Origin of the sequence: Paraburkholderia atlantica, from assembly GCF_009362785.1 — a bacterium.
GTDB classification, from domain to species: Bacteria; Pseudomonadota; Gammaproteobacteria; order Burkholderiales; family Burkholderiaceae; genus Paraburkholderia; species Paraburkholderia atlantica.
Genome location: NZ_WHNQ01000024.1, coordinates 83,915 through 100,244, shown reverse-complemented (window position 1 = coordinate 100,244; position 16,330 = coordinate 83,915). Strand labels below are relative to the sequence as shown.

17 protein-coding genes are annotated in these 16,330 nt (G+C 63.0%); 14 read left to right on the top strand and 3 right to left on the bottom strand.

Annotated features, from left to right (window positions below; genetic code table 11):
• Positions 1-63 precede the first annotated feature (63 nt).
• The 14 genes from GCT19_RS28450 (at position 64) to nagZ (ending at position 13,364) form a co-directional block, all read left to right on the top strand.
• A complete protein-coding gene (locus GCT19_RS28450; RefSeq protein WP_152853784.1) occupies positions 64-480 on the top strand; it encodes a hypothetical protein in 417 nt (138 codons plus the stop codon).
• Positions 481-581: 101 nt separating this feature from the next.
• Positions 582-1,181 (top strand): RNA polymerase sigma factor RpoE, encoded by a 600-nt coding sequence (rpoE, locus tag GCT19_RS28445; protein ID WP_006051939.1) that lies wholly within the window; start codon positions 582-584, stop codon positions 1,179-1,181.
• Between the two features lie 94 nt (positions 1,182-1,275).
• Positions 1,276-1,890 carry a sigma-E factor negative regulatory protein gene (locus GCT19_RS28440; protein ID WP_152853783.1) on the top strand — a complete coding sequence of 205 codons (615 nt, stop codon included), beginning with the start codon at positions 1,276-1,278 and terminating at the stop codon, positions 1,888-1,890.
• 4 nt (positions 1,891-1,894) lie between these two features.
• Positions 1,895-2,935 (top strand): MucB/RseB C-terminal domain-containing protein, encoded by a 1,041-nt coding sequence (locus tag GCT19_RS28435; RefSeq protein ID WP_152853782.1) that lies wholly within the window; start codon positions 1,895-1,897, stop codon positions 2,933-2,935.
• Between the two features lie 37 nt (positions 2,936-2,972).
• The gene (locus tag GCT19_RS28430) at positions 2,973-4,493 is read left to right on the top strand and encodes a DegQ family serine endoprotease (RefSeq protein WP_018433422.1); all 1,521 of its coding nucleotides are present in this window, start codon (positions 2,973-2,975) and stop codon (positions 4,491-4,493) included.
• Positions 4,490-4,762, top strand: a complete 273-nt coding sequence (locus GCT19_RS28425; RefSeq protein ID WP_152853781.1) for a glutaredoxin family protein — start codon at positions 4,490-4,492, stop codon at positions 4,760-4,762. The genes GCT19_RS28430 and GCT19_RS28425 overlap by 4 nt, the downstream gene beginning before the upstream one ends.
• A gap of 228 nt (positions 4,763-4,990) precedes the next feature.
• Positions 4,991-6,784 carry a translation elongation factor 4 gene (gene lepA / locus GCT19_RS28420; RefSeq protein WP_013090048.1) on the top strand — a complete coding sequence of 598 codons (1,794 nt, stop codon included), beginning with the start codon at positions 4,991-4,993 and terminating at the stop codon, positions 6,782-6,784.
• Positions 6,785-6,802: 18 nt separating this feature from the next.
• Positions 6,803-7,696 (top strand): signal peptidase I, encoded by an 894-nt coding sequence (gene lepB / locus GCT19_RS28415; RefSeq protein WP_013090047.1) that lies wholly within the window; start codon positions 6,803-6,805, stop codon positions 7,694-7,696.
• Between the two features lie 192 nt (positions 7,697-7,888).
• Complete coding sequence (gene rnc / locus GCT19_RS28410) at positions 7,889-9,169, top strand: ribonuclease III (RefSeq protein WP_152853780.1); 1,281 nt, start codon at positions 7,889-7,891, stop codon at positions 9,167-9,169.
• Between the two features lie 54 nt (positions 9,170-9,223).
• On the top strand, positions 9,224-10,123 hold the full coding sequence (gene era / locus GCT19_RS28405) for a GTPase Era (RefSeq protein ID WP_026228279.1): 900 nt from the start codon (positions 9,224-9,226) through the stop codon (positions 10,121-10,123).
• Positions 10,110-11,015 (top strand): DNA repair protein RecO, encoded by a 906-nt coding sequence (recO, locus tag GCT19_RS28400; RefSeq protein WP_152853779.1) that lies wholly within the window; start codon positions 10,110-10,112, stop codon positions 11,013-11,015. Before era ends, recO begins: the two co-directional genes overlap by 14 nt.
• The gene (gene pdxJ, locus GCT19_RS28395) at positions 11,012-11,776 is read left to right on the top strand and encodes a pyridoxine 5'-phosphate synthase (protein WP_152853778.1); all 765 of its coding nucleotides are present in this window, start codon (positions 11,012-11,014) and stop codon (positions 11,774-11,776) included. The genes recO and pdxJ overlap by 4 nt, the downstream gene beginning before the upstream one ends.
• A gap of 24 nt (positions 11,777-11,800) precedes the next feature.
• Complete coding sequence (gene acpS, locus GCT19_RS28390) at positions 11,801-12,268, top strand: holo-ACP synthase (RefSeq protein ID WP_018433427.1); 468 nt, start codon at positions 11,801-11,803, stop codon at positions 12,266-12,268.
• A gap of 67 nt (positions 12,269-12,335) precedes the next feature.
• Positions 12,336-13,364 (top strand): beta-N-acetylhexosaminidase, encoded by a 1,029-nt coding sequence (gene nagZ, locus GCT19_RS28385; protein ID WP_152853777.1) that lies wholly within the window; start codon positions 12,336-12,338, stop codon positions 13,362-13,364.
• Positions 13,365-13,445: 81 nt separating this feature from the next.
• Here nagZ and GCT19_RS28380 read toward each other — a convergent pair whose 3' ends face one another.
• From GCT19_RS28380 to efp, 3 genes are all read right to left on the bottom strand, one after another.
• A complete protein-coding gene (locus GCT19_RS28380) occupies positions 13,446-14,828 on the bottom strand; it encodes a sigma-54-dependent transcriptional regulator (RefSeq protein ID WP_041734674.1) in 1,383 nt (460 codons plus the stop codon).
• Positions 14,829-15,017: 189 nt separating this feature from the next.
• Positions 15,018-15,224 carry a CsbD family protein gene (locus GCT19_RS28375; protein WP_018433430.1) on the bottom strand — a complete coding sequence of 69 codons (207 nt, stop codon included), beginning with the start codon at positions 15,222-15,224 and terminating at the stop codon, positions 15,018-15,020.
• A 273-nt stretch (positions 15,225-15,497) separates the two neighbouring features.
• A complete protein-coding gene (gene efp, locus GCT19_RS28370; RefSeq protein ID WP_013090038.1) occupies positions 15,498-16,055 on the bottom strand; it encodes an elongation factor P in 558 nt (185 codons plus the stop codon).
• Between the last annotated feature and the right edge of the window lie 275 nt (positions 16,056-16,330).

Below are 16,330 nucleotides of genomic sequence, written 5' to 3'. Positions count from 1 at the left end.
TCCCCCGCACCGGCAACGTTGGGCAGGGCGACGCAGCGGATTGCGTTGCGTCGCTCTGTTGCAATGCGTGCCGCGGCCGGGGCGTTCGTGCTGATTGCGACGTTAGCTGTTTATACCTGCCTCGCGCCGCGCCTTGGCGCGTGGCAGGCCGCTCCGTTGACGCTCGCCGTCGCAGCGCTGCTTGCACTGTGCGCGGCGAGGCATGACGCGGCACAGCCCGCCGCGCTACATATCGCGATGGGCGAGATTTCCGCCTGGAACCACGCGGGTGAATTACTCGCGCGAGGTCGCGTCGTCGGTTGCGCGCAGTGGAGCAGCCGTTTGCTGGTGCTCGCGCTCGAGCCCGAGGGTGATCGAAGGCGAGGCCTGTTGCGTGCGCCGCCGGGCCACGCCCGCTCCCTGCTGCTCGCCGCCGACGCGCTGCCGCCCAATATCTTTCGCGAACTTTCCGTGCTGGGCCGGCGTGCGGCCGGCGCCTGACTGTAACGACTGTAACCGCTGTTACCGTAGTAACGTGCCCTCACGAGGGGGACGCTACAATGGTCCCCCGCCATGCGCCCTATAGTTAACGGATTTATCAGGTGAGCGAAAAAGAAATTGATCAGGTGCTGGTCGAGCGCGTCCAGAAGGGCGACAAGGCCGCGTTCGAGCTTCTGGTCTCCAAATACCACCGCAAGATTCTCCGGCTGATCTCGCGTCTCGTGCGGGACCCCGCGGAGGTAGAAGACGTCGCGCAGGACGCATTTATCAAGGCGTATCGCGCGTTGCCGCAGTTCCGCGGCGAGTCGGCGTTTTATACGTGGTTGTACCGGATTGCGGTCAACACCGCGAAGAACTACCTTGCCACCCAGGGCCGGCGTGCACCGACCTCGACCGAAGCGGATGCTGAAGAAGCTGAAACTTTCTCCGACGCCGACCAACTAAGGGATATCAACACGCCTGAGTCGATGTTGATGAGCAAGCAGATCGCCGAGACGGTCAATGCTGCGATGGCGGTTTTACCGGAAGAATTGCGCACCGCCATTACTCTTCGAGAAATTGAGGGTTTGAGTTACGAGGAAATCGCTGAGATGATGGGTTGCCCAATTGGCACAGTCAGATCACGAATTTTCCGCGCTCGCGAAGCCATTGCGGCAAAATTGCGGCCGTTGCTTGACACACCCGAAGGCAAGCGCTGGTAGACGTTTCTGAACATCCAGCCGGCTTGGCGGGGCAGCGGTGCAATATCTGGATTAGTGGTGTCACTATGGGGTATTTGGAAGAATGGGGAGCATCATGGGGTCGGTCTCGATGCAATCGCAAGCGGGTTCGCACGGCGAGCGTCTGTCCGCCTTTGTCGACGGTGAATTGTTCGGCGAAGAGCATCTGAATCTGGACAAGTTTCTTGCGGAACTAGACGGCGATGATCGCGCCGCCTGGTCGAGCTATCACCTGATCGGCGACGCGCTACGTTCCGACGATCTGGCAGTCAGCCCCGCACGGAGCAGCGCCTTTCTGAGCGGTTTTGCCGCGCGCCTCGAAAGCGAGCCGCATGTGCTGGCGCCAGCCGCCGCGGCCGCATCGGTCACGCGCCGCCTGCTCGGGTTGCGCCGGCGAGTCGTGCCGGCTTTTGCCGTCGCCGCCGCGGCCGCTACGCTGACCTGGATCGTCGTGCCGCAGTTGCAGGGCGTGCCGGGTGGTCCGGGTGCCCAGCTCGCATCGCTCCAATCGCACGGCGACCCGGTGCAGCGTGTGGCCATGGGCTCGGTGCCCGCACAAGACTCCAACATCATTCGCGACGCGAGCCTCGATCAATACCTCGAAGCTCATCAGCAGTTCGCGCAACAACCGGCGATGGCAGGCTCGATGCCGGTGATTCGCGCTGCCTCAGTTTCCACGCAGGGCCAATAGTTTGATGCAGACTCCGCGGTTCAATAAAACGACTATCTGGGGGCGGTTGCCAGCATTTCTGTTCTGCGCAGCCGTGTTGTTGTCCGCTACACCGCGGGTCTTCGCTCAAGACGATCCGGTCGTCGCCCGTCGCACGGCCGCGGAACTGCTCGACCGCATCCATCAGGCCGCCCAGCAGCAGAACTATGAGGGCGCCTTCGTCTATCAGCGCGGCAATTTCGTGCAAACGTCGCGCATCGCGCATTACTCCACGCACGCGGACGGCGAGTTCGAGCAGCTTGAAAGCCTCGACGGCAAGCCACGCAAAATGCTGCGCCACAACGACGACATGTACACGTTCCTGCCGGAACGGCGCATCGTGGTCTTCGAAAAGCGGCAGAACAAGGACTCATTCCCCGCGCTGCTGTCCGTGAACGGCGAGCAGGTGCTGTCCGTCTACGAACCGAAGATGCTGGGCGATGACCGCGTCGCGGGCGTCGACAGTCTCGTGATGGAACTCGATCCGAAAGACGCGTACCGGTTCGCGTACAAGCTATGGGCCGACAAAAAGACCGGTCTGCTGCTGCGCGCGCAGACGCTCGATCCGACCGGCCAGGTGCTCGAGCAACTGTCGTTTTCCCAGGTCCGCATCGGCGTGCCGGTCGACAAGGCGGGCATCGTCAACGGCATCCGCAATCTCACGGGCTGGACAGTCGTGCGTCCGCCAGTCGAGCCGGTCGACATGGCCGCGCAGGGTTGGCAAATCAATCCGTCGGTGCGGGGCTTCCATATCATCCGCCAGTTGCGCCGTCCGATGGCGTCGCGCGAAGCGGGGCAGCCGCCAATTCCGGTCGACCAGGCCGTCTTTTCCGACGGCCTCGCGGCGATTTCAGTCTTCGTCGAGCCGGTCGAAAACAACACGCGCAAAGAGGGCACGGGCGATAGCGGCGCGACGCACGTGCTGGTCAAGCGTCAGGGTGACTTCTGGATTACCCTGCTCGGTGAAGTGCCCCAAACCACATTGCAGCAATTCGCGTCTGCCATAGAATACAAAGCTCCTAAGTAACCCTTCCGAATCCTGAAATCCCTCGGCTTGCTACGATATGACGACTTTCTCGGTGCGCAAATTCCTCGCGGCCGTAGTGGTGGCGGCGTGTTTGCCGCTTGTGCCGCATATGGCATCGGCGGCTCCCGCTGCCAATCTGCCCGACTTCACTGACCTCGTCGACAAGGTCGGCCCGGCGGTCGTCAACATTCGCACGACAACGCGCGTGTCGAACAGCAGTTCCCGCGGCGGCCTGCCGCCGGGTATGGACGACGGCGATATGTCGGAGTTCTTCCGGCGCTTCTTCGGAATTCCGTTGCCGCAGTCACCGCAATCACCGCGCGGTGGTGATAACGGCGGTGGCGGTGGAGGGGGCGGCGGCAGCGGCGGCAGCCCGGATTCACAGGACAACACCGACCCCGAACAGAACAGCGGGGTAGGCTCGGGCTTCATTCTGTCGGCGGACGGCTACGTGATGACCAACGCGCACGTCGTCGACGACGCGGATACGATCTACGTGACGCTGACCGACAAGCGCGAATTCAAGGCGAAGCTGATCGGGGTCGACGACCGTACCGACGTCGCGGTCGTGAAGATCAACGCGTCGAATCTGCCGACCATCACGATCGGCGATTCGAACAAAGTGCGCGTCGGCGAATGGGTCGTCGCGATCGGTTCGCCGTTCGGTCTCGAAAACACGGTGACGGCCGGTATCGTTAGCGCAAAGGGACGCGACACCGGCGACTATCTGCCGTTCATCCAGACCGACGTCGCCGTCAATCCGGGCAACTCGGGCGGTCCGCTGATCAACATGCAGGGCGAAGTGATCGGCATCAATTCGCAGATTTATAGCCGCACCGGCGGTTTCATGGGCATTTCGTTCGCGATTCCGATCGATGAAGCGATGCGCGTGGCCGATCAGCTGAAAAGTTCGGGCAAGGTGGTGCGCGGCCGCATCGCGGTGGCGATCGGTGAAGTGACGAAGGACGTCGCCGATTCGCTCGGTTTGCCGAAGGCGCAGGGCGCGCTCGTCAGCAGCGTCGAGCCGGGCGGCCCGGCCGACAAGGCCGGCGTGCAGCCGGGCGACATCATCCTGAAGTTCAACGGTCATTCGGTCGACACCGCGACGGACCTGCCGCGCATGGTCGGCGATACGAAGCCGGGCACGAAGACGTCGATCTCGGTCTGGCGCAAGGGTCAGACGCGCGAACTGCCGATCACGATCGCAGAAATGCAGCCGGACAAGGTCGCGAAGGCGGATCAGAAGAAACCTCAGGCACCGAAGCAGCGCGCGACCAACGCGCTTGGCATCGCGGTCAGCGACATTCCCGCCGATCAGCAGAAAGCGCTGAAGATTCCGAACGGCGTGCAGATCGACGCGGTCGACGGTCCGGCAGCCCGTCTCGGGCTCCAAAAGGGCGACATCATCCTGCGGGTTGGCGATACCGATGTGACGAGCGCGAAACAGTTCGACGAGCTGACCTCACACCTCGATTCGCAGAAGATGATCGCGCTGCTGGTTCGTCGCGGCGACAACACACAGTTTGTGCCGATCCGTCCGCGCAGCCCGCAGAAATGATGAAGACGGCATCGCTCACGCTCTTCGGGCGCACGTGGTGCCATCTGTGCGAGGACATGCGCGCCGCGCTCGAGCCGTTGCTGGCCGAGTTCGGAGCGCAGCTGGCAGTGATCGACGTCGACAGCGACCCGTTGCTCGAAGCGCGTTACAACGAATTGGTGCCGGTGCTGGTTTGCGATGGAGTCGAGTTGTGCCACTACCATCTCGACGAAGCACGAGTGCGCACAGCATTGGCCGCGCATGCGTCGCGTGTCGCGGCGGCATCATGATTTGCATCCGCGCGGCATGGTGATTCCCGCGATCCACGCGCGTGTCTGCCGCGACTTGCTGCGACGCGCACGGTAAATTTCTCGCACCCTCTACGCCGTCTTGAGGCCCGCGCTATGCAAGATGCGCCGGCCGAGGGGCTTTTCGGCTAAAATAGATAGGTTTTTCACCTACTTACAAGGCGTGCTCCGCTATTGTCCGGGCGCGCCTTTTCGCTTGATCGGCACTGAATGGATCATATTCGTAACTTCTCGATCATTGCGCACATCGACCATGGCAAGTCGACGCTCGCCGATCGCATCATCCAGATTTGTGGCGGTCTGTCCGACCGCGAGATGGAAGCTCAGGTGCTCGACTCTATGGATCTCGAGCGCGAGCGCGGCATTACCATCAAGGCGCAAACCGCCGCATTGTCGTATCGCGCGCGCGACGGCCGCGTCTACAACCTGAACATGATCGACACCCCGGGGCACGTCGACTTCTCGTACGAAGTCAGCCGCTCGCTGTCCGCGTGCGAAGGCGCGCTGCTCGTCGTCGACGCGAGCCAGGGCGTGGAGGCGCAAACCGTCGCCAACTGCTACACGGCTATCGAACTCGGCGTCGAAGTTGTGCCGGTGTTGAACAAGATCGATCTGCCCGCGGCGAACCCCGAAAACGCGATCGCCGAGATCGAGGACGTGATCGGCATCGACGCGACCGACGCGACACATTGCAGCGCGAAAACCGGCCTCGGCGTCGAAGACGTGCTCGAAGCGCTGATCGCGAAAGTGCCGCCGCCGAAGGGCGATCCGGAAGCGCCGCTGCAGGCGCTGATCATCGACTCGTGGTTCGACAACTACGTCGGCGTCGTGATGCTCGTGCGCATCGTCAACGGCACGCTGCGTCCGAAGGACAAGATCCGCCTGATGGCAACCGGCGCGCAGTATCCGGTGGAACATATCGGCGTGTTCACGCCGAAGTCGAAGAATCTCGAATCGCTGTCGGCGGGGCAGGTGGGCTTCATCATCGCCGGCATCAAGGAACTCGCGGCGGCGAAGGTCGGCGACACGGTGACGCTGGTGAACCAGCCGGCGGCCGAGCCGCTGCCGGGCTTCAAGGAAGTGAAGCCGCAGGTGTTCGCGGGTCTCTATCCGGTCGAAGCGAACCAGTACGATGCGCTGCGCGACTCGCTCGAAAAGCTGAAGCTGAACGACGCGTCGCTGCAGTACGAGCCGGAAGTGTCGCAGGCGCTCGGTTTCGGGTTCCGCTGCGGCTTCCTCGGTTTGTTGCACATGGAAATCGTGCAGGAACGTCTCGAACGCGAGTTCGACATGGACCTGATCACGACGGCCCCGACCGTGGTCTACGAAGTCCTGCAGCGCGACGGCACGACCCTGATGGTCGAGAATCCGGCCAAGATGCCGGAGCCATCGAAGATCGAGGAAGTGCGCGAACCGATCGTCACCGTGAACCTGTACATGCCGCAAGACTACGTCGGCGCGGTGATCACGCTGTGTACGCAGAAGCGCGGCAACCAGATCAACATGCAGTATCACGGCCGTCAGGTCCAGCTGACGTACGAAATCCCGATGGGCGAAGTCGTGCTCGATTTCTTCGACCGTCTGAAGTCGATTTCGCGCGGTTACGCGTCGATGGATTACGAGTTCAAGGAATACCGCGCGTCGGACGTCGTGAAGGTCGACATGCTGATCAACGGCGACAAGGTCGATGCGCTGTCGGTGATCGTGCATCGTTCGCAAAGCCAGTATCGCGGCCGCGAAGTGGCAGCGAAAATGCGCGAGCTGATTCCGCGTCAGATGTACGACGTAGCGGTTCAAGCCACGATCGGTTCGAACATTATCGCGCGCGAAAACATTAAAGCGTTGCGTAAGAACGTGCTGGCAAAATGCTACGGCGGTGATATTACGCGTAAGAAAAAGCTGCTTGAAAAGCAGAAGGCAGGCAAGAAGCGAATGAAGCAGGTGGGTTCGGTTGAAATCCCGCAAGAGGCTTTCCTCGCTATTCTGCGTGTCGAAGACAAATAAGTTGAATAACGGAACCCTATGAATTTCGCGCTGATTCTTTTTGTGCTCGTCGTTTTGACGGGTGTCGCATGGGTCGCGGACAAACTGGTTTTCCTGCCGAAACGGCGCCGCGAGGCGGAAGCCGCAGTCGCCGAATTCGATCGTCAGCAGGCACGCATCGGCGAGCGTTTCGCCGATGAAAACGCCGCGCAAACGCGCGCGCGTTTGCGCGACGACAAACTGCGTCAGCCGTGGTGGCTCGAATATACGGCGAGCTTCTTTCCGGTGATTCTGGTGGTGTTCGTCGTGCGCTCGTTCGTAGTCGAGCCGTTCAAGATCCCATCGGGCTCGATGGTGCCGACGCTGCTGGTGGGCGACTTCATCCTCGTTAATAAATTCGAATACGGTCTTCGTTTGCCGATCACCAACACGAGGATCACGCAGGGCCGTCCGGTCCAGCGCGGTGACGTGGTGGTGTTCCGTTATCCGAAAGACGAATCGGTCGACTACATCAAGCGCGTGATTGGTCTGCCGGGCGATGTGGTCGAGTATCAGGACAAGAAGTTGACCGTCAACGGCAAGCCGGTGCCAGAAACGCCGCTGCCCGATTATCTCGACGAAGAGCGACTCGGCTATGCGAAGCAGTTCCAGGAAGATATCGACGGCCGCAAGAACGCGATTCTGAATAATCCGGCGGTGCCGCCGTTCATCGTTGGTGCGGAAGATTTTCCGTATCGCGACAACTGTCAGTACAACGCGCGTGGCGTGATCTGCAAAGTGCCGCCGGGCAATTTCTTCATGATGGGCGATAACCGCGACAACAGCGCGGACAGCCGGTACTGGGGTTTTGCGCCTGAACGCAATATCGTCGGCCGCGCATTTTTCATCTGGATGAACTTCAGCGATCTGCGACGCATCGGCTCCTTCCAGTGAGTCGTGCGCATCGATCGCGTCGTGATCACCTCATGAGCGATCACACGCCGCGCGATTAACCGGCACCGGTTATCTCGGTCGCGGCGTGTTGTCACGCCACTTTAAGAACTCGCGGTAACGTCGCTTCACCACGCTTTTTCCTCTGGCGCCCCGCGTTTCCGCCGGGTCAGGCGCCCGCGTTATACTCTGCCCATGCCTCTATCTCCGTTGGAAAGCCGTTTGCGCTACGAATTTCGCAATGCGGAATTGCTGCGCCAGGCTTTAACACACCGCAGTCACAGCTCCACGCATAACGAACGGCTCGAATTTCTCGGCGACTCCGTTCTGAATTGCGCGGTGGCTGCGCTTTTGTTCCAACGTTTCGGCAAGCTCGACGAAGGCGACCTGTCGCGCGTGCGCGCCAATCTCGTCAAACAGCAGTCCCTCTACGAGATTGCTCAGGCACTCAATATCTCCGAAGGCCTGCGCCTAGGCGAGGGCGAGTTGCGCAGCGGCGGCTTCCGCCGGCCGTCGATCCTCGCGGATACGCTCGAGGCGGTGCTCGGTGCGATATTTCTCGACGGTGGCTTCGACGCCGCCCAGACGGTCATCAAGCGCCTTTACGTGCCGATCCTCGACCACATCGACCCCCGTACGCTCGGCAAGGACGCAAAGACGCTGCTGCAGGAGTATCTGCAGGGTCACAAGATTGCGTTACCTACATATACGGTCGTCGCTACCCATGGTGCGGCGCACAATCAGCAATTCGAAGTCGAATGCACGGTGCCAAAGCTCGACGTCAAGGTGTCCGGCTCGGGTGCGAGCCGTCGCGCGGCGGAGCAGGCGGCCGCAAAGAAGGCGCTCGACGAAGTCATGGCCGCGGCGCCCGCCGTGGTTGCGAAGCCGAAGCGTTCGAAAAGCGCGCGCGCCGCGAAAAACGCCGAACAGGAAATCGTGCCGGGCGTGACCGGCGTACAGGCCGCGCTGGATTTGCGCACGCCGGATCGCAAGAGCGCTCGCGGCGAAGGGCGCGCGCCTGCTGCGGCGGAAGCCCACGCCGACAAGTCTGCGGTGGAAAAATCAGCCGTTGAAAGACCCGCAGCCGAGCGTGCCGCGCCGGGTCCCGCCGGTGCGCCGCTGGCTGTCATCCGTGCCGCGCATGTGGAGTACAGCGGCCATGACAAGCCGGAACGCGCCGAGAAGTCCGAAAAGGCGGAGAGAACCGACAAGGTTTCGGTCCACGCAGGCGAGAAACCTGTCGACAAGTCGGCCGAAAAACCCGCAGCGGACAAAACCCCCGACCTCAAAGCCGACGCACCGTCCCACGCACGCAGCGCAGAGCGTCAGCGCAACCGCGAGGCCGCGCCGGGCACTGCGTCATCGAGCGTTTCCGCCGCGCCCGCGTCAGTTGTCTCGGCGGCCCCGGCATCTGCCGAACACGAACCCGGCGTCGCCGGCGCGGTGCAAACGCGCGTCGCCGATGCGGGCCATTGATTGCCATCGGCGTGCGCGTCGCGCGCGCCGACCTGAACCTGCCGTAGTCCGAATATGAACGCTCCCACTCCCACTGGTTTTCGCTGCGGCATGGTCGCGATCGTCGGCCGCCCGAACGTTGGCAAGTCCACGCTGATGAACGCGCTGGTCGGCCAGAAAGTCAGCATCACGTCGCGCAAGGCGCAGACCACGCGTCATCGCATCACCGGCATCAACACGCTCGAAGACGCCCAGTACATCTTCGTCGACACGCCCGGTTTCCAGACCAGGCACAGCGGCGCGCTGAACCGCTCGCTGAATCGCGCCGTCACGTCGACGCTGACCTCGGTCGACGCGATCCTGTTCGTCATCGAAGCCGGCCGCTTCGGCCCCGATGACCAGAAGGTACTCGACCTGATCCCAGCGAAGGTGCCGACGCTGCTGATCGCGAACAAGCTCGATCGCGTGTCGGATAAAGACTCGCTGTTCCCGTTCATGCAGCAGATGAGCACGCTGCGCGAGTTCAACGAGATCGTGCCGCTGTCGGCGAAAAATACCGACGACATCAAACGTCTGATGGCGACCATCAAGCCGTTCCTGCCGGAAGGCGAGCCGATCTACGGCGAGGACGACCTGACCGATCGCAGCGAGCGCTTCCTTGCCGCCGAAATCCTGCGCGAGAAGGTCTTCCGCTGGACCGGCGACGAACTGCCGTACACCAGCACCGTGCTGATCGACAAGTTCGAAACAGAAGGGCGGCTGCGCCGTATTTTCGCGACGATCCTCGTCGATCGCGACACGCACAAGGCGATGATCATCGGCCAGAAGGGCGCGAAGCTGAAGCAGATCAGCACCGAGGCGCGCCTCGACATGGCGAAGCTGTTCGACGGGCCGGTGTACCTCGAGACCTTCGTCAAGGTGAAGAGCGGCTGGGCCGACAACGAAGCCGGGCTTCGTGCGTATGGGTACGAATGACGCGTGGATGACGCTCAATTCAGACGAGGCTCCGGACCAACCGGAGCACGAACCGTCGCGGCCCGCGCGTAGCGCGAGGAAATCGTCGGCTCAGGCAAAAGGCGCGAAAAGCGCGCCCGTCGACGACGGCGAGCCGCGCAAAACGCCGGCGCGTCGCGCGCCGCGCACCTCCACATCCGAATACCGAATCACCGAGCAGCCTGCGTTCGTGCTGCATAGCTACCCGTATCGCGAGACCAGCCTGATCATCGACGTGCTGTCGCGCGATCACGGTCGTCTCGCGCTCGTCGCGAAGGGCGCAAAGCGCCCGCACTCCGCGCTGCGCGGCGTGCTGCAAACGTTCCAGCCTCTGTCGCTCGCATGGTCGGGCAAATCCGAAATGCGCACGCTGACCGGCGCCGAATGGGTCGGCGGCATGCTGCCGCTGACCGGCGACGCGCTGCTGTGCGGTTTCTATGTCAACGAACTGCTGGTGCGCTTCTGCGCGCGCGAAGACCCGCATCCGCAGTTGTTCCATCACTACGTCGTCACGCTGACGCGTCTTGCGCACGATGAGCCGCCGGTGCAGGTGCTGCGCTCGTTCGAACGCGTGCTGTTGCGCGAGACCGGCTACGCGATGGCGCTCGACCGCACGGTCGCGCGCAAGGCCGTGCTCGCCGACGGCCGCTACGTGTTCGATCCCGAGCGCGGCGTGCGCGAGGCATCGGACGAATGGCCCGCACAGTGGCCGGTGGTATCGGGACAAACCTTGCTCGATATGGAAAAGGACGATTACCATCGAGCGCAGACCGTCGCGCAAAGCAAAACGCTGATGCGCTTTCTGCTCAACACCTATCTCGGCGGCGCGCCGCTTGCTACCCGCCAGATCCTGATCGACCTGCAGAACTTATGAGCTTCTTCCTGACTTCGCCGACCGTGATCGACCTCGGCGTGAACATCGACCACGTCGCCACGCTGCGCAACGCGCGTGGCACGTCCTATCCCGATCCGATCCGCGCCGCGCTGATGGCCGAAGAAGCCGGCGCCGATGCGATCACGCTGCATCTGCGCGAAGACCGCCGGCATATCGTCGACGCGGACGTGCACAAGCTGCGTCCGCTGCTGAAAACGCGCATGAATCTCGAATGCGCGGTGACGGCCGAAATGCTCGACATCGCGTGCCAGGTGCAGCCGCACGACGTGTGCCTCGTGCCGGAAAAACGCGCGGAGCTGACGACCGAAGGCGGTCTCGACGTCGCCGGACAGTTCGAGGCGGTGCGCGCCGCATGCAAGCAACTCGTGGATGCGAACTCGCGCGTGTCGCTGTTCATCGATCCCGACGAAACGCAGATTCGCGCCGCGCACGAAGCCGGCGCGCCGGTAATCGAACTGCACACCGGCCGTTACGCGGAAGCGCACGATCCCGCGGAACAGCAGCGCGAATACGAGCGCATCGTGCGCGCGGTCGACTTCGGCGCGACGCTCGGCCTCAAGGTGAACGCCGGCCACGGGCTGCACTACACGAACGTGCAGCAGATCGCGGCGATCGACGGCATCGTCGAACTCAACATCGGCCATGCGATCGTCGCGCACGCGATCTTCGCGGGCTGGGACAACGCGGTGCGCGAGATGAAGGCGATCATGGTCGCCGCGCGTCTCGGCGCGCGCGCGTAACCCGATCTCGCGACGGACGCACGCATGGCAATCTACGGAATCGGCACCGACATCGTTCAGGTCAGCCGTGTCGCAGCGGTGATGACTCGCACCAATGGCCGTTTCGCCGAGAAGGTGCTCGGTCCCGACGAACTACGCGTCTACCACGCGCGTCAGGCCCGTTCGGCGGCGCGCGGTCTCGCGTTTCTCGCGACCCGCTTTTCGGCGAAAGAGGCGTTCTCGAAGGCAATCGGCCTCGGCATGCACTGGCCGATGAGCTGGCGCGCGTTGCAGACGCTGAACCGGCCGAGCGGCGAGCCGATGGTGGTCGCCTCCGGTGAACTGGCCGACTGGCTCGACGCGCGCGGCATCACGGCGCGCGTGACGATCAGCGACGAGCGCGACTACGCGGTGTCGTTCGTGATCGCCGAAACGCAGCGGCCGAACGAGACGGAAGGTTCGTTTGCAGCGTCGGCGTCGCGGGCTTCGTCCACGCACTCCGCCACCGAATAAAAACGTTGAACGCGGCCGCTGACGGTCGCGTTTGTCTTTGCGTCAGACTCTTTTCCAGCGGAATTCGATGAAAACCACACCCGGACCGGTGATGCTCGACGTGGTCGGCAAAACGCTGAACCGCGATGACAAAAGGCGTCTCGCGCACCCGATGACCGGCGGCGTGATCCTGTTCGCGCGCCACTACGAGAGCCGCGCGCAACTGGTTGCGCTGACCGATGCGATCCGCGCGATTCGCCCGGATCTGCTGATCGCCGTCGATCACGAAGGCGGCCGCGTGCAGCGCTTTCGTACCGACGGCTTCACGGTGCTGCCGTCGATGGGCAAGCTCGGCGCCCTGTGGGACCAGGACGTGCTGCACGCGACCAAGGTGACGACCGCGGTCGGCTACATCCTCGCCGCGGAACTGCGCGCGTGCGGTATCGACATGAGCTTCACGCCGGTGCTCGACCTCGACTATGGGCACTCGCAGGTGATCGGCGATCGCGCGTTCCATCGTGATCCGCGCGTGGTCGCGCTGCTCGCGAAGAGCCTGAACCATGGTCTGGCGTTGGCCGGCATGAGCAACTGCGGCAAGCACTTTCCGGGGCATGGATTCGCGCAGGCCGATTCGCACGTCGCGATGCCCGTCGACGAGCGCGCGCTGGACGAGATCCTCGGCAACGATGTCGCGCCGTACGACTGGCTCGGTCTGTCGCTGGGCGCGGTGCTGCCCGCGCACGTCGTCTATCCGGCGGTCGATGCGAAACCGGCCGGCTTCTCGCGCATCTGGTTGCAGGACATCCTGCGCGGCAAGCTGGGCTTCGAGGGGGCGATCTTCAGCGACGACCTGTCGATGGAAGCCGCGCGCCAGGGCGGCACGCTGACCGAAGGCGCGCAAGCCGCGCTCGAGGCCGGCTGCGACATGGTGCTGATCTGCAACCAGCCGGACGAAGCGGAGAAGGTGCTCGACGCGCTGCGCGTGACGCCGTCGAAGGAATCGCGGCGGCGGCTGAAGCGTATGCGGCCGCGCGGCAAGGCGCTCACATGGAGCAAGCTGATGGCCGAGCCACGGTACGCCGAAGCGCAGAGGCTGGTGCGCAGTACATTTGCATAAACGGAAATGGCGCCTTGAAGCAATTCAAGGCGCCATTTTTTTATCAGCTTCGACTTGTTCGAACCGCCGTCGAGCAATCGCTCAGTTCAAGCGCATGCGCTGCAACTTGTTGTACAGCGTCTTCGGGCTGATTCCTAGCAACGACGCCGCGCGATGCCGCGTGCCGCCGACCGCGTCGAGCGTCGCGCGAATCAGCATTTCTTCGACGTCCGCGAGCGGTGTGCCGACCGTCACCTGCACGCGGCTGCCGTTCAGATCGCGGCCATTGGCCGTACCGGCTTCGTCGGCGCGCAACGATTCGATTACGTCGCCCGATGCCTGATACGCGCGCCGCACGCGTTCCTGCAGCTCTCGCACGTTGCCCGGCCAGTCGTACGCAAGGCATTCGCGCAGGAAGTTCGGTCCCGCCTGCTTCGCGACCTCGGCCGTGCCGCGCGCGGTCGCTTCCACATTCAGTTCGTCGACGACTGCCTGGGCAATCAGCACCGGATCTTCGCCGCGCTCGCGCAGCGGCGGCAGGTTGACCGCGGCGGCTTCGAGGCGCAGCGCGAGGTCCTGATGCAGCGAGCCGTCCGCGACCGCCGCGCGCGGCGGCTTGCGCGTCGACGCGATCAGCCGGAAGTCGGTCACGATCTGGTTGGTGCCGCCCACGCGCATGAAGGTCTGCGAATCGAGCGCGCGCAACAGCGCTTCCTGCTGCGCGCGCGGCAGCTCGGTGATTTCATTGATGAACAGCGTGCCGCCGCTCGCCTGTTCGAAGAGGCCCGGCTCGCGCTGCTCGGCGCCGCCGAACGCGCCGCGTTCGTGGCCGAACAGCATGCTGTCCAGCGAGCGATTGAGGCCACCGGCGGCCGCGCCGCGGCAATCGAACGTGACGAACGGGCCTTTGCGACGGCGGCTCATGTCGTGCAGCGTGCGCGCGGCGATCTCCTTGCCGGTGCCGGCTTCGCCGGAGATCAGCACCGCCGCTTCGGTCGGCGCGAGACGCTCGATCGTGTCGTACACGTGTTGAATGGTGCTGCTGCGGCCGAGCATCGAACCGAAACGTCCAAGCTGACGCAGCGATGCGCGCAGCGCCTGGACTTCCTCGGTCAGCTCATAAGGCCGCGGAATGCGCGCGAGCAGGCTACGCAGACGGGGAATGTTGACCGGCTTCAGCAGATAGTCCCAGATACCGTGCCGCAAGCCCTCGATCGCACTCTCGACGGTCGCATTGCCGGTCATCACGATCACCGGAAGCGCGCCGCCAGGCGGATGCGCGGGCAAATGCTGCAACAGATCGAGGCCGCTGCCGTCCGGCAGATTCAGGTCGACGAGCACGACGTCGGGAATGAAGCGCGTCAATGCGCCGCGGGCCTCGGCAAGCGTGGTCGCGGTGTCGACTGAAAAGCCGTCGGCGGCGAGGATTGCCGACAGACCGGACAGGCTATTGGGATCGTCTTCAACAATCAGAGCGTGTGGCATGGCGAGCGCAATTTTATGAATGGGTTGAATGCCCGGCGCGCCGCCAACGCTGATGGCGCGCACCGCGGGCTCTTGAGGGCTCGATGACAGGGCTAAACGAACGGTCCTTGGGCGGTGAAAAAACGACAGCCGCCGGCACTGCGTCTTGAGCGGCGCGGGCCGGCGCCTGTAGTTCCTTCACCGGTCCTGTCAGAAATCCCGGTTGCTATCGAAAAACCGGCGGACTTCGAGTTCCGCCTGTTCACGGGTCTTGCCGTAGCGTTCCTGAATCAGACCAGCAAGCCTGTCGGCCCGGCCTTCGGCCTTGGTCAGCTCGTCGTCCGTCAGTTCGCCCCATGCGGCCTTCGCCTTGCCGAGCATCTGTCTCCATTTGCCTTCAGCGATGTCGTTGTTCATCGTGCGTCTCCCAAAGTGGAAATTGAGCGGTACTCGCGTAACTCTCTCCACCTAGCAGGGATCGTGCCAAAAAGCTTGGGTGAAATGGATCAAGGGCCTGCGGCGCGCGCGACGCGAAATCAGGATGTCGCGATGGCAATTTTGAGAAATTTGCCGGTAAAGTTTTCCTAAACCATACACGGCGCGACAGAAAAGAAAAAGCGCCCAAAAATTGAGCGCTTTTTGTGCAGGCCGGCAGGGCGCCGGCGCTGGCGGGGTGACGCAGGCGGCCGTTTAAGCGCGGCTGCGGTACTCGTGCGTACGCGTGTCGATTTCGATCTTGTCGCCGATGTTGCAGAAGAGCGGCACTTGCAGTTCGAAGCCGGTGTTCAGCTTGGCGTTCTTCAGGACCTTGCCCGACGACGTGTCGCCCTTGACGGCCGGCTCCGTGTAGATGATTTCGCGAACCAGCGTGGTCGGCAGTTCGACCGAGATCGCCTTCTCGTTGTAGAACACGACTTCGCAGGCCATGCCGTCTTCGAGGTAGTTCATCGCGTCGCCCATCATTTCGGCTTCGACTTCGTATTGGTTGTAGTCGGCGTCCATGAACACGTACATCGGGTCGGCGAAGTACGAGTACGTCACTTCCTTGCGCTCGAGCACGACGACGTCGAACTTGTCGTCCGCCTTGTACACGGCTTCCATGCCTGCGCCGGTCAGCAGGTTCTTGAACTTCATCTTGACGACGGCGGAGTTACGGCCCGATTTGTTGTATTCGGCCTTTTGCACGACCATTGCGTCTGCGCCGATCATCACGACGTTGCCGGTGCGGAGTTCCTGTGCGGTCTTCATAAAAACTGTCCTGTACGAGATAAATAGCTTAACTGTTGCTCAACGGCATACGGCGCAAGCGGTTTCGGAGTTTCGCCCACCGCCTGCCGCGCGCCGCTTGAAGCGGCCGCAGCCCGGATGCGTGAAACGGGACCGGCTCACGGCGGAAATCCGCGGCGTGATGCCCCGGCGTTTCCACCTGTCCGTTACCTGAGTTTTACCCTGTTCGGGCGTGTACACGAGTGGCGCCGATCTGCAATACGCCCAAACATACGTCCCTTTTTTGCCATTCGCGT